Source organism: Cytobacillus oceanisediminis (assembly GCF_007830235.1).
In the GTDB taxonomy this organism is placed as follows: Bacteria; Bacillota; Bacilli; order Bacillales; family Cytobacillaceae; genus Cytobacillus; species Cytobacillus oceanisediminis.
Window position 1 is genome coordinate 36,671 of sequence record NZ_VLKI01000001.1, and the last position, 18,228, is coordinate 54,898.

The 18,228-nt window shown below is 41.7% G+C and carries 18 protein-coding genes; 6 read left to right on the forward strand and 12 right to left on the reverse strand.

Annotation, left to right across the window (positions count from 1 at the left end; translation table 11 throughout):
* Positions 1 to 16: 16 nt before the first annotated feature.
* From IQ19_RS00175 to IQ19_RS00195, 5 genes are read right to left on the reverse strand one after another with little or no spacing between them, the layout of a single operon-like run.
* Positions 17 to 1,525, reverse strand: coding sequence for a sodium:solute symporter family protein (locus IQ19_RS00175; RefSeq protein WP_144538740.1), 1,509 nt, complete (start codon positions 1,523 to 1,525; stop codon positions 17 to 19).
* Positions 1,522 to 1,782 carry a YhdT family protein gene (locus IQ19_RS00180; RefSeq protein ID WP_144538741.1) on the reverse strand — a complete coding sequence of 87 codons (261 nt, stop codon included), beginning with the start codon at positions 1,780 to 1,782 and terminating at the stop codon, positions 1,522 to 1,524. The genes IQ19_RS00175 and IQ19_RS00180 overlap by 4 nt, the downstream gene beginning before the upstream one ends.
* Positions 1,783 to 1,801: 19 nt before the next feature.
* Positions 1,802 to 2,413, reverse strand: a complete 612-nt coding sequence (leuD, locus tag IQ19_RS00185) for a 3-isopropylmalate dehydratase small subunit (RefSeq protein WP_144538743.1) — start codon at positions 2,411 to 2,413, stop codon at positions 1,802 to 1,804.
* Positions 2,410 to 3,837 (reverse strand): 3-isopropylmalate dehydratase large subunit, encoded by a 1,428-nt coding sequence (gene leuC, locus IQ19_RS00190; protein ID WP_144538745.1) that lies wholly within the window; start codon positions 3,835 to 3,837, stop codon positions 2,410 to 2,412. Before leuC ends, leuD begins: the two co-directional genes overlap by 4 nt.
* Before the next feature lie 11 nt (positions 3,838 to 3,848).
* Positions 3,849 to 5,051 (reverse strand): CaiB/BaiF CoA transferase family protein, encoded by a 1,203-nt coding sequence (locus IQ19_RS00195; protein ID WP_144538747.1) that lies wholly within the window; start codon positions 5,049 to 5,051, stop codon positions 3,849 to 3,851.
* Between the two features lie 219 nt (positions 5,052 to 5,270).
* Here IQ19_RS00195 and IQ19_RS00200 point away from each other — a divergent pair, with 219 nt between their 5' ends.
* Entirely contained in the window at positions 5,271 to 5,942 is a 672-nt protein-coding gene (locus IQ19_RS00200; protein ID WP_144538749.1) for a GntR family transcriptional regulator, read from the forward strand.
* The gene (locus IQ19_RS00205; RefSeq protein WP_144538751.1) at positions 5,939 to 6,823 is read left to right on the forward strand and encodes a hydroxymethylglutaryl-CoA lyase; all 885 of its coding nucleotides are present in this window, start codon (positions 5,939 to 5,941) and stop codon (positions 6,821 to 6,823) included. Before IQ19_RS00200 ends, IQ19_RS00205 begins: the two co-directional genes overlap by 4 nt.
* A gap of 240 nt (positions 6,824 to 7,063) precedes the next feature.
* Here IQ19_RS00205 and IQ19_RS00210 read toward each other — a convergent pair whose 3' ends face one another.
* Positions 7,064 to 8,023, reverse strand: coding sequence for a nuclease-related domain-containing protein (locus IQ19_RS00210; RefSeq protein WP_144538753.1), 960 nt, complete (start codon positions 8,021 to 8,023; stop codon positions 7,064 to 7,066).
* A 137-nt stretch (positions 8,024 to 8,160) separates the two neighbouring features.
* On the opposite strand from IQ19_RS00210, the gene IQ19_RS00215 reads away from it, so the two are divergent.
* Positions 8,161 to 9,915, forward strand: coding sequence for a SulP family inorganic anion transporter (locus tag IQ19_RS00215; protein ID WP_144538755.1), 1,755 nt, complete (start codon positions 8,161 to 8,163; stop codon positions 9,913 to 9,915).
* Positions 9,916 to 9,940: 25 nt separating this feature from the next.
* Positions 9,941 to 10,264 carry an ArsR/SmtB family transcription factor gene (locus tag IQ19_RS00220; protein ID WP_144538757.1) on the forward strand — a complete coding sequence of 108 codons (324 nt, stop codon included), beginning with the start codon at positions 9,941 to 9,943 and terminating at the stop codon, positions 10,262 to 10,264.
* A 42-nt stretch (positions 10,265 to 10,306) separates the two neighbouring features.
* Here IQ19_RS00220 and IQ19_RS00225 read toward each other — a convergent pair whose 3' ends face one another.
* Together IQ19_RS00225 and IQ19_RS00230 are read right to left on the reverse strand one after the other, a co-directional pair.
* On the reverse strand, positions 10,307 to 11,560 hold the full coding sequence (locus tag IQ19_RS00225; protein WP_144538759.1) for a methyl-accepting chemotaxis protein: 1,254 nt from the start codon (positions 11,558 to 11,560) through the stop codon (positions 10,307 to 10,309).
* A gap of 594 nt (positions 11,561 to 12,154) precedes the next feature.
* Positions 12,155 to 13,327, reverse strand: coding sequence for an MFS transporter (locus tag IQ19_RS00230; protein WP_144538761.1), 1,173 nt, complete (start codon positions 13,325 to 13,327; stop codon positions 12,155 to 12,157).
* Between the two features lie 493 nt (positions 13,328 to 13,820).
* Between IQ19_RS00230 and IQ19_RS27935 the strand changes: the two genes are divergently transcribed.
* Both IQ19_RS27935 and IQ19_RS00235 read left to right on the forward strand, forming a co-directional pair.
* Positions 13,821 to 13,985, forward strand: a complete 165-nt coding sequence (locus tag IQ19_RS27935; RefSeq protein WP_199749375.1) for a hypothetical protein — start codon at positions 13,821 to 13,823, stop codon at positions 13,983 to 13,985.
* Between the two features lie 129 nt (positions 13,986 to 14,114).
* Positions 14,115 to 15,137: a DUF1646 family protein gene (locus IQ19_RS00235; RefSeq protein ID WP_144540004.1), complete on the forward strand. Its 1,023-nt coding sequence runs from the start codon at positions 14,115 to 14,117 to the stop codon at positions 15,135 to 15,137.
* A 31-nt stretch (positions 15,138 to 15,168) separates the two neighbouring features.
* Here the strand turns inward: IQ19_RS00235 and IQ19_RS29205 are convergent, their stop codons facing one another.
* From IQ19_RS29205 to IQ19_RS00255, 4 genes are all read right to left on the reverse strand, one after another.
* The gene (locus tag IQ19_RS29205) at positions 15,169 to 15,399 is read right to left on the reverse strand and encodes an OsmC family protein (RefSeq protein ID WP_144540006.1); all 231 of its coding nucleotides are present in this window, start codon (positions 15,397 to 15,399) and stop codon (positions 15,169 to 15,171) included.
* A 28-nt stretch (positions 15,400 to 15,427) separates the two neighbouring features.
* Positions 15,428 to 15,631, reverse strand: a complete 204-nt coding sequence (locus tag IQ19_RS00245) for a hypothetical protein (protein ID WP_144538763.1) — start codon at positions 15,629 to 15,631, stop codon at positions 15,428 to 15,430.
* A 323-nt stretch (positions 15,632 to 15,954) separates the two neighbouring features.
* The gene (locus IQ19_RS00250; protein ID WP_144538765.1) at positions 15,955 to 16,932 is read right to left on the reverse strand and encodes a quinone oxidoreductase family protein; all 978 of its coding nucleotides are present in this window, start codon (positions 16,930 to 16,932) and stop codon (positions 15,955 to 15,957) included.
* A gap of 104 nt (positions 16,933 to 17,036) precedes the next feature.
* On the reverse strand, positions 17,037 to 18,176 hold the full coding sequence (locus tag IQ19_RS00255; RefSeq protein ID WP_144540008.1) for a glycerate kinase: 1,140 nt from the start codon (positions 18,174 to 18,176) through the stop codon (positions 17,037 to 17,039).
* Positions 18,177 to 18,228 lie beyond the last annotated feature (52 nt).

Below are 18,228 nucleotides of genomic sequence, written 5' to 3' on the forward strand. Positions count from 1 at the left end.
TCTCTTTTAATGGCTTTTAAGCCTTCAAATTTAGCGCAGTCAAATCTTCCTCTAGAACCTTGTTTTTTGACACTGCCGGAGCTAATAGCGAACCTCCTACACAAATGAGGAAATTTAAAGCCAATCCAATTACTCCCCCATGAATGCCAAAGATTGTTTTATATCCTGTTATCGTCAGAAGGCCAGCCAATAATGCACCCGCAAGCATTCCCCAGAAAACGGCTTTGCCTGATAAGCGCTTCCAATATAATCCGAGTACAAAAGCAGGGAATACCTGTACAAGCAGCTCAAATTTTAAAACAAAGATTTCATAAAGCGTTCCCGGCGGATTCCAGGCGATCCACAGTAAAAGTACAATCGCAATAATCCCGCCTACTTTACCTACCATAACTTTTTTATGTTCCGTGGCACCTGGATTGATAAATTTACCATATACATCATTCGATAACATGGAAGAAAAGCTTAGTAAAACAGAGTCAGCAGTTGAAATAATCGCAGCAACGATTCCACCAAAGAAGATAATCATAACCCAGTAGTAAAATGGATTAATTGCTGCAATTTCATTAGCCATTAGTCCAACAAGCTGTTCGGAACCTGTTTTATCCAACCCAGGGAAAAGCATAATTCCGATGATCCCAACTAGAAAAACAAGCCCAGTTGTTATAGGAGGCATCCATGCCATACGGGAGAATGATTTTTTCAATGTTTTTTCACTTTGTGCTGAATAAATCCTTTGTACGGCATGAGGATAGATGCTCGCCCCCAAACCTACAAGAAGGAGCATACTGAACCAGTTAATGTTTACGTCCAGTGCAGGAACAGCTGTTTTGGCAGGTTCCATTTCAGCGATATAACGGGTTACATCTCCAAAACTGCCACCTGCCAGATATAATCCACCAATAAGGAAGACAACGATTCCAATCATCAGTATAATTCCCTGCATGACATCTGTGAATGCTACTGCCTTCATACCGCCCATCCATTCATAAGCAAGCATAACGATAACAAAAACAATTACAGCGATTTGGTAAGGAATTGTTCCGCCTGTCATACCAGAAACGGCCTGTCCGATCGCAACCAGCTGTTCTAACAGATAGTTCCCCAGCCCCCAAAGCATAAGGAATATACTCAGTAAAGTAACGGCCTTAGATTTAAAACGATGCTGAATCCAATCCGTTGGGGTAACGAAGTTTCTCTTTTTCGCAATGACATATAATCTAGGTGCAAATAATAAATAGATCGCTATAATAATAGTCATGAAGGAAATCGACTGCAGCCAGGAGAAGCCAGTCCGGTAGGCTGTTGGAGCATATCCGACAATCGTATTACCGCTGTACTGTGTTGCATAAAGAGTAAAAAACAATGCGATAAAGCCTAGGTTTCTTCCGGCCAGATAGTACCCTGAAAGGCTTTCGTGAATATTTTTCTCACCTCTGCCAGACAGATAGCCAATTAACAGCATGACGATTGCAAACACAGATAAAATGATAATTCCATCCGTGCCTGCAAAAGCTAATTCATTCATCCTTTATCCCCCTTTGCTTTATCAGCCTCTTCCTGATCTTCAACGATATTCCACTCATTCACACAAAGCCAGCTTAAATACCCGCATAAAATGATTGAAAAAATAGTCGAGATAAATGCCCATAATGGGAATCCAAGAATATACGGCTCTGTCGCCGCTGCCGGAAAATACCAGGGTACAATTCCTAATGTAATCAATGCGAGAACGATCCAAATCCACTTCTTGTGGATAGGTTCCTTGACTTGCCCATTTTTCATTTTGCTGCCTCCCTATTGTTTAAAATGAAACCTCCAGCTTATAAAAAATTTTATGCGTTGATTCAAAGGAGTTTATTTTTTCAGCTGCTTGGAGGGTCGATCCAATTTCATCAAGGCCTTTTAACAATTGATTTTTCCGGTAAGGGGCTACCTCGAACTCAGCCATATATCCCCATGTGTCTTCGATTCTTTGCTTCTCCAAATCGATTGCTAATTGGTATCCCGGCATTTTGCTGGTTTTTTCAAATAGAAATTCTAAATCTTTTTCAGGCAGAATGACTGGCAGAACGCCATTTTTAAAACAATTATTGTAAAAAATATCTGCAAAGGACGGGGCAATTATTACTCTAATTCCATATTCGGCAATTGCCCAAGGAGCATGTTCTCTGGATGAACCGCATCCAAAATTCTTGCGGGCCAATAAAATGGGCGCATGGCGGTATGGTTCTTTATTCAAAACGAAATCCGTTTTTTCTTTGCCATCTTCATATCTCCATTCGTAAAAAAGGAATTCTCCAAAACCCGTTCTCTCAATCCTTTTTAAAAATTGCTTTGGAATGATGGCATCTGTATCAACATTGGCTGCGTCAAGAGGAGCAACGATTCCTGTAAATCTTGTAAAAGACTTCATTTCACAATGACCTCCTTGCTTTCTCTGGCAGGCCATTCCCGCACATCCACAAATCGCCCTGCAATCGCAGCAGCTGCCGCCATTTCCGGGCTGACTAAATGGGTACGGGCATTTCTGCCCTGTCTGCCTTCAAAGTTGCGGTTTGATGTAGAAGCACAGCGCTCCTCCGGAAGAACCAGGTCTTCGTTCATGCCAAGGCACATGCTGCATCCAGCTTCTCTCCATTGGAAACCGGCATTGATAAAAATTTGGTGGATCCCCTCTGCTTCAGCCTGCTTTTTAACAAGCTGCGAACCAGGAACAACCAGCGCTTCCACATGATCAGCCACCTTGTAATCGTTTACTATTTTTGCCGCCTTGCGCAGGTCTTCAATCCGGCTGTTTGTACAGGAACCGATAAATACTTTGTTTATTTCTATTTCCGTTATTGGCATACCAGGTTCCAATCCCATATATTGCAGAGCTTTTTTCGCTGGCTTAACCTGGTCTGATGGAAGGTTTTCCAATAATGGAACTGCTTCTGTTATCCCTGCAACCTGTCCCGGATTCGTTCCCCACGTAACCTGAGGGGTTACATGAGAAGCATCGAATTCAACTGATAAATCAAAATTCGCATCTTTGTCTGTATAAAACTGCTTCCATTCAGTCAAAGCCTCTTCCCATTCTTTGCCCTGCGGCACTGCCTGTTTGCCTTTTAAATAGGCAAATGTTTTTTCGTCTGGCTGAATAAGTCCGGCCCTTGCCCCCATTTCAATGCTCATATTGCAAACGGTCATCCGCTCTTCCATTGATAGATTTCGGATGGCTTCCCCACGGTATTCCACCACGTAACCTGTCGCAAAATCATGGCCGTATTTTCCGATTAACGAAAGAATCAAATCTTTGGAAGTTGTGCCCCGGGGAAGTGCCCCGTTTATATTAATTGCCAATGTTTTTGCTTTGAACTGCTTTAGTGTTTGCGTGGCAAGGACATGTTCCACTTCACTTGTACCGATTCCGAATGCAAGAGCGCCAAATGCCCCGTGGGTTGAGGTATGGCTATCCCCGCACACGATTGTCATGCCAGGCTGGGTAATGCCAAGCTCTGGAGCAATGACATGGACGATTCCCTGGTTGGGGCTGTGCAGGTCAAACAGCGGTATCCCAAAATCCTTGCAGTTCTGAGCTAACGCATCTACTTGCTTTTTCGCGACTTCATCTCTGAAAGGCAAAGTGCGATCTGTTGTTGGGATGCTGTGATCCATAGTGGCAACTGTTAATTCAGGCCTTTTCACCTTGCGGTTGTTCATTCTTAAGCCTTCAAAAGCCTGTGGTGACGTTACTTCATGGATTAAGTGAAGGTCAATATACAAAATGGAAGGCTGATCACCTTCTTCATGTACGACATGCTTATTCCAAATTTTTTCATATAAGGTCTTCCCCATTCGAAGCCCTCCTAAATGATATTATTTTTCTTCAATTCTTCTAATCTATCTTCGCTAAAACCAAGCAATCCGGAATAGATTTCTTCGTTATGTTTGCCCATGGACTCAGGGCCGGCATGTTTCACTTCTCCTGGTGTTCTGCTTAATTTTGGCACAATTCCAGGCATCGGGAATTCTCCCAGTTCCGGGTGTTCGACTTTTATAATCATGTCGCGTTCTTTATAATGAGGATCTTCAAGAATATCTTTAGCTGAATAAATGAGACCGGATGGCACTCCTTTTTCTTCCAGAATTTTGAGCGCTTCTTTTGCCGGAAGTGTCTTCGTCCATTCTTCGATCATGGAGTCAAGGAGCTTCATATTTTCTCCTCTGGCGTGGTGGGTAGCGAACCTTGGATCATCGGCAAGTTCAGGCTGTTCCATTGCTTCGCATAAGCGACGGAATACTCCATCTGCATTGGCGCCGATTACAATATAGGTTTTATCCTGTGTAAAATAAATGTTGGATGGAGCCACACCTGGCAGAATATTGCCCATTCGCTCTCTTATGTAGCCGGCAAGCAAATAGTCCGGAATGATGCTTTCCATGATAGAGAATACCGATTCATATAGTGCAGTATCGACAACCTGTCCCTTTCCTGAACGCTCTCTTTCATGAAGGGCAACCAGACAGCCGATTGTGGCAAAAAGTGCTGCCAATGTATCACCAATGGAGACACCAATTCTTGAAGGCGGACGGTCCGGGAAACCGGTTACATTTCTGAGCCCTCCCATTGCCTCTCCTACACTGCCAAAGCCTGCACGGTGTTTATAAGGTCCCGTCTGGCCGTAGCCGGAAGTACGGACCATAATTAATCTTGGATTAATTTCTGATAGGGTCTCGTATGAAAGATTCCATTTTTCCATCGTTCCCGGCCGGAAGTTTTCAATGACCACATCTGCTTCTTTAATGAGTTCTCTTAGAACCTCTTGTCCTTCTTCCTCCCGCAGATTGAGAGTGATTGATTTCTTATTGCGGGATTGGATCGGCCACCATAATCCGATTCCATCTTTCGACTTTCCCCAGTTCCTCATTGGATCTGACTTTCCTGGGGGTTCAACCTTAATGATTTCTGCTCCAAAGTCCCCGAGGAGACGCCCGGAGAATGGGCCTGCTAATAGAGTTCCAAGCTCGATCACCCTTATATCTTCCAATGGAAGCTGTTTTTCAGACATGTTTTTTCCTCCTGTAATTTCTGGAATGTTAGCGAAAATTTAAATTTTCTCAATCTTGTATACAAATTTAAGCGTTTGTATACAATAAGTCAATTGCTATTTTAAATTTTTTTTTAAATTAAATGGAAAATGTGAATAATTCACTATTTAATCATTAATTTTCAGAATATTTATTGAAAAGATAATCCCTTTTGTATACAATGCAATTGAGGTGTTACTATGGATGCATACGAATTTATAAAAGACGCAATTATTGAGGGAAAGTTTGTTCCAGGAATGAGGCTTGCAGAAGAATCATTGGCTAAGGAAATGAACCTTAGCCGCACGCCTATCAGAGAAGCAATAAAACAGCTTGAAGCTGAAGGTCTTGTAATCCCTTTAAAACGAGGTGTAAGTGTAAGACATTTTACGAAAGAGGATATTCGCCAGATCTATGATTTGCGGACTCTTTTAGAAGGATATGCTGCCAGCCAGGCGGCGATCCATCGAACCGAGGACGATTTGCTGAAAATGGAAAAAGCCAATGTATTATATGAGGAAGCAATCAACCGTAATGTGGAATCAGATATGGACAGCCTCAAGGATATTGTGGAGGTAAACCAAAAATTCCATGAGGCGATTGTTGCCGCTTCAAACAATGAACATATCCATTTCCATATTTCTAAAGTCGTGGTTGTTCCCATCGTGTTTAGGTCCTTTTATTGGTATAACAGCTTTCAGCTCAAACAATCCCTTGAGGTTCATAAAACAATTTTGGAGGCAATCAAAAGCCGTGAATCGGAACGGGCCAGAATCGCTATGCACGAACATATTTACCAGGGCCGTGACCATGTGCTTAAGCACCTGGAACAAATCAAAAACATTCATCTATTAAAGGAGGAAGGAAAATGATTGAAATCTGTGAAGTAGGTCCAAGAGATGGCTTGCAAAATGAATGTAAAATTGTGCCAACAGCACAAAAGGTTGAGCTGATTAATAAATTAATTGAAGCTGGGATTCGCAATATCGAAGCTGTTTCTTTTGTTAACCCAAAGGTTGTTCCTCCAATGGCTGATGCGGAAGAAGTTTTGAAATCGCTTCCTAAAAGAGATGATGTTCGGTTTGGAGGCTTGGTTTTGAGCCGATCCGGACTTGAACGGGCACTGAAAACCAATGTGGATTTTCTCCATGTTGTAACGACTACGAGCGATTCATTTAATTTAAGAAATGCTAAAAGAACAGTTGACCAGGCTGTTGGCGAGCTCTCATTGGTTATTAATGAAGGAACTGCATCTGGTAAAGGTGTGGCTGGTGTATTGGGAACGGCATTTGGCTGCCCATTTGAAGGTGAAGTTCCTTTAGAAAATGTGTTGAAAGTTGCAGAGAAGTTTTTGGAAGCTGGCTGCACGGAAATTACACTGGCTGATACAACGGGAATGGCAAATCCAAATCAGGTACAAGAAGTAGTAAATTCATTCTTGGATACATTTGGCAAGGATCTTTCACTCGGACTCCACTTTCATAATACACGCGGTTTGGGATTAGCAAATGTTTTAGCTGGTTATCAGGCTGGCGTCAGGAGATTTGATTCTTCTATTGCCGGACTTGGCGGCTGCCCGTTTGCGCCGAAAGCCGTTGGGAATGTGTGTACCGAAGATATGATCAATATGTTCCATGGAATGGGGATTGATACGGATACTGACCTTGCTTCAATACTGGAAACAGCAAAGTGGATGGAAACAGTCATGGAACGGCCGTTGGATGGGATGCTATTGAAGGCAGGAATTGTGTAATTATAGGAAAAAGCCATTGTTGATGGCTTTTTTTGTTTTTAATCTTTTATAAGATTCAAAGAACGTGCTGATTTCATACATGAAACATTGGTTGAAAAAATTTATTTGCTAGTTTAGATGAATTGTTTGCTAAATATTGATTTTGTTAGTTAGTTTGAAAAATTTCTTTGCTAAAAATCATAATTTATTTGCTAGTTTTCTTAATTTTTTTGCAAAGTTCACATTTTTAGAAAATCCCTCCTAATTCGCTGGTTTTTTATATACTCTATTCTTCTTTTCTCCCCCTTGCTCAAGGTCCATTTGGGCAAGTAATTTAGAAGCAGTATAAACAGATGTTATGTGGGTGAACCTCCGAAATTCAGCATTTGTAATTGTGGGATTGATTAAGAGGAAGTAATCTTTTATCGCCTGGTGGTGAGCTATGGCGGATGATGTTTTGCAGGTTGGGCAGCGCCATTTTCCCCAATGGAAGATCATGGGCAGTGCAGAGCATTTGGGACAGTAGACTCCCGTTAGAATAGTATCCAATTTTATATTAAAATACTCCAATATATCGATTTCTTGCAAAACGTGTTTCTTTAATAGTATCCTACTCAACTTCTTTAATTCTTTTTCTGTCAATCTCTCAGCAGTATGTGTTTTTTCTATAGATGTAATTTTATGGATTAAGCGGTGTGCATGAATGACCCTATTGGAAATCTGATTTGTTGGGGATTTGATTATTGTGGAAGGACTGCTGATGATAACGGCAAATTCAATGGGGATGTAGGTGAATCCACGGTCCTGCAGCCATTTTCTTAATTGGCGGCTTTGGTGTTCTGCTTGTGAAATGGGGTCGTGGAAAGCTTCTTGTTTATCGTTTTGAACGCGAATTAACTGATGAAATTCAGGGTCAAAGATGATTGTTCCGTTCCAGTTTTTTACTTCCAGAATGAATGCCATCTTCCTGGTGACAAGCAGGGTATCAATTTGGAAATAATGCTTCCCGTTCGTAAGCCGCAGCCCGTGGTAAATCCTATATTCCTTTTCATCCAAAAAACTTAAATAGTAATCCAGCTTCTGCTCTCCTTTATATCCTGCATTCCTTTTGTTTAACTCCGATCTTACTTTCTCCTTCCCTTGTTCCATTTCAGGCATGCGTTTTAGTAATGCTTCTAGTTTAAGGATCATCTCGGGGATGCATCTTTCCTTTTCTATCAAAAAAATCCTCTCCTTTTATCTTATTTTATTCTTTTAAAATATGTAAATTCCTTCTTTACTCTTTTAAATTATCATAGTATATTCAAATAATCAGATATACTAAAATTTAAATATAAAAACAAAAAGAAGGGTTCATAATGAAAAGTAAGTGGTTTTTTACCGGAAGATATTCGGGGTATTCACTTCAGAGTTTTCAAAGGGATTTGCTTTCTGGGATCATTGTCGGGATTATTGCCATTCCATTGGGTATGGCTTTTGCGATTGCATCGGGTGTTAAGCCTGAGTATGGTATTTATACGACGATTATTGCCGGGATTTTGATTTCCCTTCTTGGCGGTTCAAAATTCCAGATTGGCGGGCCGACTGGTGCGTTTATTCCGATTTTGTTCGGGATAGTGATGACGTATGGGTATGAAAATTTATTAATTGCAGGTTTCCTTGCGGGTGTTATGCTCTTTTTAATGGGTGTTTTCCGGCTTGGTTCCTTGATAAAATTCATCCCGAAGCCTGTTACGATTGGTTTTACATCGGGGATTGCCGTGATTATTTTCACTGGCCAGATTGCGAATTTTTTAGGGCTCAAAGGTGTTGAGAGCCATGAGTATTTTATCGATAATATCAGAGAGATTGCTAGCCATATTCATACCACCAATTTTTATAGTGTTCTGACTGCAATCATATGCCTTGCAGGGATCATCCTTACTCCAAAGCTTTTTCCGAAGGTGCCGGGTCCCCTGTTTGGTTTGCTGCTTTCAACTGTCGCCGTAATTGTATTTTTTCCTAATCATGTAGCCACCATTGGTTCTTCTTTTGGGGAAATTCCCGAAACACTTCCAAAGTTCGCTATTCCGGATTTTACTTTAGAAAAAGTGATTGAGCTCCTACGTCCTGCATTTGTGATCGCCATCCTTGGCGGGATCGAGTCATTGCTGTCTGCAGTTGTGGCAGATGGAATGACAAATACACGGCATAACAGCAATCGGGAGCTGGCCGGACAGGGAATCGCCAATATGATTACCCCGCTTTTCGGTGGGATTCCTGCCACTGGTGCAATTGCGAGAACAGCCACCAATATTAAAAACGGGGCAGCCTCCCCTCTTTCCGGCGTCATTCACGGTATAATGGTTTTGCTCGTTTTACTGCTTTTTGCACCTTATGCATCCCATATTCCGCTTGCCAGCATGGCCCCTATATTAATGGTCGTTGCCTGGAATATGAGTGAAAGAAAAGTATTTTACCATGTTTTAAAAACAAAGACCGAAGATTCCCTTGTTCTCGTCGTCACGTTTTTATTAACGGTTTTTATCAATTTAACAGTTGCGGTTGAAATCGGTTTGTTAATGGCTGTCATTCTGTTTACCAAGAGAATGAGTGATCATCTTGTAACCGTAAAAGCTTTGCCGAACCAGAAAAACAAACATAAAAAGGTACAGTCGCAGATGGTTTCCGAGCATCATGATTGTCCGCAGATTAGTATTTTCAATATTGAGGGTCCATTATTTTTTGGAGCGGCCCAAACATTTTCGCATACCATTATGGCCACCATTCATTACAAGCCAGGCATTCTCCTTTTGAGAATGGGCCGGGTTCCATTTATGGATACAACGGGCGAGTCTAATTTTGACCATATCGTGCAAAATTTTTCAAAGCATGGCATTATTTTAATATCTGGCATTCAGCCGCAGCCCAAAAACCTCTTAATGAAAACGGGATTATACGATATGATTGGTAAAGAGCATATTTTCGAGCATACCGGGGATGCCATCAACCATGCACTTAGGTTAATTGACGAAAATAAGTGCCTTGGATGCAGGCATTTTGCCTTTAAGGAATGCGGAAAACTATCCGGATCGATCTATCAAGCAGGAGAAAAAGCAATCTCAACGCCATGACTCAGGAAAGTGAGGATATCATACATTGACTCTTGATATGCAGCAATTCAAAGCAGATTTTTTCAAAGCTCTTGCCCACCCGCTCCGAATCAGAATTTTGGAGCTTCTGGCGGAGGGCGATAAAAGTGTAAATGAAATACAAAGTTTGGTTGGCAGTGAAGGCTCCGCCGTTTCCCAGCAGCTAACCGTACTCAGGACTAAAAATATTGTAACCGGTACGAAGGACGGCAACCGGGTCATCTATTCGTTAAGAGATCCGATGATTATTGACCTCCTTACTGTGGCGCGCCATATTTTTAATAATCATCTTGTAGATACGATCAGCATGCTAGATAAAATAAATGAATAAAAACAAAAAGAGTTTAGGTTCCATGGCCTAAACTCTTTTGTTTTATAATCTAAACCTGCTAATTAATCCTTTTAAATCCTCAGCCATGCCTGTTAACCGGTCTGCTGAAGTTGAGATTTCTTCCATGGAAGCGGCCTGTTCTTCAGTAGAAGCGAGTACGCTTTGTGTAGCCATGGCCGATTCGTTTGCTACATGTGAGATTTCATCCATGGATTGGACCATTTGCTGGGAGCCGGCAGACATTTGCTGGATGGCAGTTGCGACTTCCTCCATTTGCTGGGTAACACTGCTGACGGATTGCTGGATTTGTTTGAAGGATTCACCTGCATCCTTCATTACATCTATGCCTTCTGTTACCTCATGGTTGACGGTATCCATCGTTTGAACAACCTGGTTTGTCTCCTCTTGGATTTGTAAGATCAATTGACTAATTTGCAAAGTAGATTCTGCAGATTTTTCAGCCAAGTTTCGGACCTCGTTCGCTACAACCGCAAAGCCCTTCCCCTGTTCACCTGCACGTGCTGCTTCGATCGCTGCATTTAATGCCAGTAAATTCGTTTGAGCAGCAATTCCTGTTATCACTTCAATGATTTTGCCAATCTCCTGTGAACGCTGGCCTAATCCTTTAACGACTTTGGATAAATCCTGGACATTTTCATGGATGGAATTCATTTGGCAGCCTGCTGTTGAAATGGATTCAGACCCATGATTTGCTTTTTCAAGAGAATCATTGATTTGCTCTGTCACCTGTTCAGAGTTTGCAGCCACTTGGGCAAGGCTGTCAGACATTTGCATGATCACATCAGATGCCGTGTTGACACCTTTCACCTGATTGTCCGCCCCTGTTGCCACTTCTTCTATCACTTCCGCAATATGGCTTGATGCCATGTTTGTTTGCTCGGCACCGCTTGAAAGCTGCTGAGCATATTGTGTGACTTCATTTGAAGCGGTTACAACTTTATTCAGCACTTCCTGCCATGCAGCAGCTGTATGGTTTAGTGCTGCTGCAATGGAACCCAGCTGTCCTACCGATTTTTCATCTAATCGGCTGGACATATTTCCATCTGCAAGTTCATTGAGGTAAGCATTAATTTTTGCAATTGGCGCAATGAATTTTCGGTAATTAATGATGGAAGAAAGAACACCAACCAATGTCCCCATCACCATCATACTGCAGATAGTAGCCCAAAAGGCGATCCCTTCAAGCTGGTTGCCGAAAACCACACCAAGACCAATTAACAGGACGCTGGGAATCACGACAACAAGTGTGCGAAACATGTAGCTAAATTGACTCATAGGTAGACCCCTTTTTTCATATCATTATATTAAAAAAATGAACTTCCATATATAACCTTTCTTCTCTATAATTTCCGCCTGCATTTCCGATTATAGTTGACTTGGAGAAAATATATCAATATATATATCGGTTATTTTAAAAATTATTTAAATAATTTGTCTTTTTTTCGTATTAAAAAACCTCAATCTCATCTCCACAGATTGAGGTTTTATTGAAAAAATGGCAGATCACCATTTATGATTAGTTCAGTTAAAAGGGGAAACAAGAGCAATCCTACTACAAGAAAAAGTCCAGTAGTTACACCGATTTTTTTATTTTGTAAATTTAATTTTTCCTCAATTTTCAATACAGTATAAATAATTATGCCAAAATACAACCCAAATGTTAGGCTTTCAGCTAATGTGGGCCAATTCTGTGAGTCTATAAAAGGGAAAACAAAGAAACTCCCAGGGATACTCGCAAGAAATGTAATGATGATAATAGAAATCCGCACAAAGCTCCACCCCCCCCTTTAATTTGTATGAATTTTACCATTATTGAAGTTTCTGGTAAATAGTAAAAATGCCAGACTCTATTAGAGAGCCTGGCGTTTTTTACTTTTTAAAGCTTTCTGCGGCTGTTAAGCCTCTTTCTTTTTTCGCCATGGAGAGTGCAGCAGTTCCAAGAGCGATAACAACAAAGACACTTCCAGCTGCAGCATTGAGTTCAACGGATGTTGATTCGATCATGATTCCGCCGATCATGCTGCCGAATGCCATTCCCATGTGTACGGCAGAGTTGTTCAAAGTTTGCTGAATATCAGATGTTTCCGGCGATACTTCAATTAAGTAGCTGTGAATAGCCGGTGTGATAGCCCAGCTTAGCATGCTCCATATGATAACAACCATCAGGAAGAGCGGCAATGAAAAGGCTGCGAACGGCAATGAAAAAATTGTAATCCCGAACATTGCAATTACAATAAGGATGACAGGCTTTGCGCCAAAGCGGTCAGCCAGTAATCCACCAATTCCCCCGCCGATTACGGCCGCAATTCCAAAGACTAAGTAAACAATACTGACCCAGTTGCCGTCCAGTCCCATCTTCATTTTCAAAAAGGGTGTTAAGTAACCATAAAAAGTTAAATGGCCTGCCATTAATAAAAAAGACGTAATTTGCGTCAGAGCGATCTTTCTGCTTTTCAGCGTCCTAAGCTGTACGCCAATTGGAACAGCAGGCTTTGGAGCCACTTTTCCCATAAAGAAGTAGACGCCTGCCATTGATAATACTGTCAGTACAGAAATGAGCATGAATGGAGCACGCCAACCGAATGCATTTCCAAGCATAAGGCCGATCGGCACACCCAGTACAAGAGATGCGCTTATTCCCATAAACACAATCCCAATGGCACGTGCACGGTATTGTTCAGTTACGATATAAGATGCCATTGTCATACATAAAGCAATCAGCAGCGAACCGCTTGTGGCTGCCAGAACTCGCCCAACTAACAAAAAGCTGTAAAATGGACTGAAAACTGCAACAATATTGCCGGCTAAAAAGACAATCAAAGAAATCATCATTAAGCCGCTGCGCTCCATTTTTACAGTTAAGGTAAGCAAAATAGGCGCTGCTATTGCAAATGCAAGTGAAAAGACAGTAATCAGAAGCCCGGCCTGTCCAAGGCTGACACCAAGATCATTTGCTACAAGATCCAGCAGACCCCCTATAATAAGTTCCACCATTCCAACAACAAACGAAATGATCGCCAATAAATAGATGCGTTTATCCAAGCTGAACTTCCTCTCTAGAAATCTATTTTAATATCAATAAGGTTTTAAATAAAATAACATCTTAACATACTGAAAGGGATATGCTCAAAGGATTGAATAGTCGAAAAATAACCAAAATCTCACCCTTTGGTATGCTTTATTTATTGTATTTAAATAGTCTAAGGCGATCGTCTGCGCAAGGTAAGCTTGAAACATTGAGCATTTTTGATTACATACGGGCATTTAATTAAATTTTGTATCGTCTTTTTAAGGGGGAAATTTGAATTCAGGCTTCTATAATCTAACATTTTATTAAATTTTGTCCGTATTTGCACACTTATATACTCTAAAATTATTTGGGCTGTACAATATAAACTTATACATTATATACATAAAATTTTCTTCTTTGGAAAAGATATAATTATCTCCCTTAAACAACTTCCAAAAATTGCATGTTTGAATATATGTAATAAATAGGAATTAAAAAACTAATATTGTAAAGGAGTTGATGAACTTGTCGAGCTATTCAGAAAAAAAAGAACGCAGCGAAACTACCCCATTATCTTCTGTTAATGAAGAAATGCAAACCGCAGAGACAACTCCTAACGTTTCCAATGCCGTGCAAAGTCATGAACCGGAATTTGACTTAAAAGGAACAGTCTTAAATGATTATAGCTGATTTTCTTTATTAAAATCCCTTGCGCAGTCAGCCGCAGGGATTTTTTTATGGAAAGTTTGTCCCGCTTAAAGCATACGATTGTAGTATTCCTTGTGCATAGCTTGGAAAATAACCAATTGGAGATAGATGATGATTATTGGTTTACTGGTTATTTTCATTCTTGTCCTACTGCTGCCGTTTATTTCGGAACATGTGGAAAAAAACCTTGAGATGTTTCTGTTCGTGATGGGGCTGTCTGCGGCATTGTCGAGCGGTGTCATGAATAGCACGCTCTTTTTAAAAGCAGCCTATGACCCAATAAATATTACACTTGCAGTATTTATAGCCGGTTTACTCTTTAAATGGTTTCAGGCAAAACTGGAAAGCTGCATACTTTCTGTGAGCAGCAGGCTGCCATTTCGCTTATTTGCAGCTCTGGTCGTCATTTTGCTTGGATTAATATCGAGCATCATCACAGCCATAATCGCTGCATTAGTGTTGGTACTGGTTGTCAGTGCCCTTCGGCTGGATCGGGCGTCTGAAATCCGTCTTACGGTCCTGGCTTGTTTTTCAATCGGGCTTGGAGCTGCTTTGACCCCCATTGGAGAGCCGCTTTCTACCATTGCTATTAGCAAATTAAATGAAGACTTCTTCTTTTTGCTTGAATTGGTGGGAACGGAAATAGGGATAGCATTGTTGTTTTTCGGGATCCTGGCAGCCCTTTTTGTAAAACGGCCCGTATCAGGAAAGGGTTCTTTCAGCAAAAAGCCAGCCGGTGAAAGCTATGAAGAGATTCTTGTACGTGCACTGAAGATCTATTTTTTTGTGATGGGGCTGACCCTGCTGGGTGCCGGTTTTGAACCGCTGATCAATCATTTCTTGATTGGCCTAAACCCATTGCTGCTGTATTGGATTAATATGATTTCAGCCGTTTTGGATAATGCGACGCTGGCAGCCGCTGAAATCAGTCCATCTATGGACCATTTTACCGTTCAATCCATTCTGCTTGGACTTCTCATTAGCGGCGGAATGCTCATTCCCGGCAACATCCCAAATATAATAGCAGCCGGCAAGCTGCAAATTACGAGTAAAGAATGGGCGCGATTTGGAGTTCCGGTAGCTTTGTTTACGATGGTAGCTTATTTTATCAGGATCTTGGTTTGGGGAAATTAGAAAAGGACTGGAATCAGTCCTTTTTATTTATCTATTCCTCGGTAATTTCCCATGTGTTCTCCATGTTTATTGCCCCTTTAAGCGTCTGTGCAACGGGGCAGGATTTTTCGAAAACATTTAAGACCCTCTCTGCTGTTTCTCTTTTGCCTTTAGGAATAAGCAGGTTGAATTTTGTGCGGATAGTGGTTATTTTCAAGACGCCTTCAGGTGCCTCAATTACACCTTGAACATCTGCCCGCAATTTATCTTTAGTAATGGGAATTTGACGCGCCTGCTAATGTTCCAACCAGTCAGCCGCCAGCAGCTGCAACAATATGGTCGAGTGTAGAAGGATGCTCCACTTCCGGTTCGACCCCATAAAATTGCTTGACGCCGCCGTGGACGCCAAAGTATACAGGCTGCTGAAAACCGCTTATGTAGGCGCTTTTCACTTTATTCGCTGTGTCTTCCGGATAAATAGTCATTTTTGTTAATTCAATTGGATCCTTCGACATAAGCTTCACTCCTTCTTTTTAGTGGCTTTAAAGTCATTAGACTAAAGATAGTCGTTGAGACTTCTTCCTTAAAAAGTGGTATTCAAACGCAGAATGGGCAAAATTGAGTTTTTTGGGGCTGAAAACGAACATAGTAGGCCTGTTTTTATAAAAATTCAGCTATTAATCAGCTTAAGAATACTGGCAGACAGCATTTTATCCGCGGAAATTTGAATATAACCGAGAATTTTTCACTTTATCCGCGATTTAGAGATATAACCGAGAAACAGCCTATATCAGATGATTTTGGGAGTCTGAATTTTATGTTAGTTAACATAATAAAATTATCGTATATTTAATAAAATCTTTCCGGTGCTATGCCTGCTTTCGATTAGCTTGTGGGCAGCAGCTGCTTCTTCTAACGGGAACCTGTGGCCTATTTGTACGTTAAGCCTGCCTTCTTTTAAATAATGCATTACCTGATTTGCCGTTTCACTCAATGTTTCGGGGCGTTTTTTTCGGGTCGTTCCAAGGCTGTAGCCTAAAACAGAGCGGCAGCTTTTATGCAGATGGTTTGTTTTAATCACGCCGGTTTCTCCGGTTGAATTGCCAAACTGTATCATTCGTCCATAATCGGCAAGGCAGCCAAAGTTTTGCTGGGTGATGGGGCCCGCTAATGAATCCAAAATAATATCTGCACCCTCTCCTTCTGTAAGACTGTTCACCTTATCTGCAAAGTTTTCCCTTTCATAAACAACGACATGATCAGCTCCAGCTTCCAGAGCAACAGGAACTTTCGCTTCACTCCCAACTGTTCCGATTACTATTCCTGCACCTAAGATTTTTGCCATTTGGATCGCTGTGGTGCCCACGCCCCCTGCAGCAGAGTGAACCAGAACGGTTTCACCTTTTTCCAGACGGGCAATATCTTCCAGCATTTTATAGGATAAAAAAGAAACCGTCGGGCAGGCAGCGGCTGTTTCAAAATTGACTTCATCCGGAATCGAAAATGTCAAATTTTCATCGGCAGCGATATACTCTGCATACGAACCCTCTGCCGGAAACGCAATGACCCGATCACCCTTTTGAAACCTGGTAATCTCAGAACCCGTTTCAACAATTACGCCCGCCGCATCCAATCCTGGAATAAACGGAAACCGGCCATTTCCTCCCTGGCCATATCTTGCTTTCACATCAGCATAATTGACACTTGTTTTTTCAACTTTAATCAATATCTGATTCGATTTGATTTTTGGAATATCTATTTCCGTGTATGTAAGTACCTCGGGCTTGCCGTATTCGGGAACAATAATTGCTTTCATCAACATAGCCTCCAATTAAATATTCTTTAAAAACATATTCTCTTTGGATAGCGTCTAAGCCTTTTTTTCTAAAAAAAAAGAAACTGCATTTCACAGCTTCCCAACTAAATCTTTTTTATCATTTTCATTATCGCAGCGATGTTTCTGGCCGACCTTTCCATGTAAACTGCAGCATGTTCAAAAGCTTCAGGCAGTATAATAACGCCTGGTACAATACTGAATAGCGCATCAATCCCATGTTCATGAACGACGTGGCTATCATCAGATAATGAACCCGCAAGGCCGATCACAGATACCCCATATTTCTTAGCTGCTTTCGCCACACCGATTGGCGTTTTACCGTAAATGGTTTGGCTGTCGATCCGCCCTTCACCAGTTATCACCAAATCTGCATCTTGAACTTCAGCGTCGAAATTTACTGCGTTAAGGACTATATCAATCCCTCTTTTTAAATCAGCATTCAGAAAGGCAAGCAGGCTTGCCCCAAGTCCGCCTGCAGCACCTGCGCCGTCTAAATCGCGAAAGGATTTGCCGAGAGATTTTTCTACCACATCAGCAAAATGGGCCAGGTTTTGATCAAGCAATTCTACCATTTCAGGCGTTGCGCCCTTTTGCGGTCCGAAAATCGCAGATGCTCCTCTTGGTCCGGTTAACGGGTTATCCACGTCACAGGCTACTTCGATATGAACGTCTTTCAATCTGGCATCTAATTCTAATAAATCTACAAAAACCAGTTTTGCGAGAGAGCCGCCGCCAGGGCCAATATCATTGCCTGTTTCATCAAGCAGCCTTCCACCCAATGCTTGGACCATTCCGGCGCCTCCATCATTTGTAGCGCTTCCGCCAATTCCGATGATAATTTGCTTAACGCCTAGATCCAGTGCAGCCGCAATTAATTCTCCTGTCCCTCTTGTCGAAGTGATTAGGGGGTTTCTTTTTTCAGCAGGGACGAGATGCAAACCTGAAGCAGCTGCCATTTCAATTACAGCTGTTTTTCCATCTCCCATTATACCAAAGAATGCTTGAACCGGTTCTCCCAGCGGGCCTGTCACTGTCCGTTCCTCGATTGTCCCATTCGTAGCATCAACAAGGGATTGGACAGTACCCTCCCCGCCATCCGCCATCGGCATTTTCCTGTACTCGGCATTTGGAAAAATAGCTTTAAAGCCTCTTTCGATCGCATTGGCAGCCTCCAGAGCCGATAAACTTTCTTTAAAGGAGTCAGGCGCAATTACTATTTTCATCATTAGACATCTCCCTTTCTTTTCGCCCATTAACAGGCAGTAAGACTCCATT

Coding starts and splice junctions, on each gene's coding strand:
- IQ19_RS00175 (WP_144538740.1), bottom strand. CDS start 1,525: ATGAATGAATTAGCTTTTGCAGGCACGGATGGAATTATCATTTTATCT.
- IQ19_RS00180 (WP_144538741.1), bottom strand. CDS start 1,782: ATGAAAAATGGGCAAGTCAAGGAACCTATCCACAAGAAGTGGATTTGG.
- leuD (WP_144538743.1), bottom strand. CDS start 2,413: ATGAAGTCTTTTACAAGATTTACAGGAATCGTTGCTCCTCTTGACGCA.
- leuC (WP_144538745.1), bottom strand. CDS start 3,837: ATGGGGAAGACCTTATATGAAAAAATTTGGAATAAGCATGTCGTACAT.
- IQ19_RS00195 (WP_144538747.1), bottom strand. CDS start 5,051: ATGTCTGAAAAACAGCTTCCATTGGAAGATATAAGGGTGATCGAGCTT.
- IQ19_RS00200 (WP_144538749.1), top strand. CDS start 5,271: ATGGATGCATACGAATTTATAAAAGACGCAATTATTGAGGGAAAGTTT.
- IQ19_RS00205 (WP_144538751.1), top strand. CDS start 5,939: ATGATTGAAATCTGTGAAGTAGGTCCAAGAGATGGCTTGCAAAATGAA.
- IQ19_RS00215 (WP_144538755.1), top strand. CDS start 8,161: ATGAAAAGTAAGTGGTTTTTTACCGGAAGATATTCGGGGTATTCACTT.
- IQ19_RS00225 (WP_144538759.1), bottom strand. CDS start 11,560: ATGAGTCAATTTAGCTACATGTTTCGCACACTTGTTGTCGTGATTCCC.
- IQ19_RS00235 (WP_144540004.1), top strand. CDS start 14,115: ATGATTATTGGTTTACTGGTTATTTTCATTCTTGTCCTACTGCTGCCG.
- IQ19_RS00245 (WP_144538763.1), bottom strand. CDS start 15,631: ATGTCGAAGGATCCAATTGAATTAACAAAAATGACTATTTATCCGGAA.
- IQ19_RS00250 (WP_144538765.1), bottom strand. CDS start 16,932: ATGAAAGCAATTATTGTTCCCGAATACGGCAAGCCCGAGGTACTTACA.
- IQ19_RS00255 (WP_144540008.1), bottom strand. CDS start 18,176: ATGAAAATAGTAATTGCGCCTGACTCCTTTAAAGAAAGTTTATCGGCT.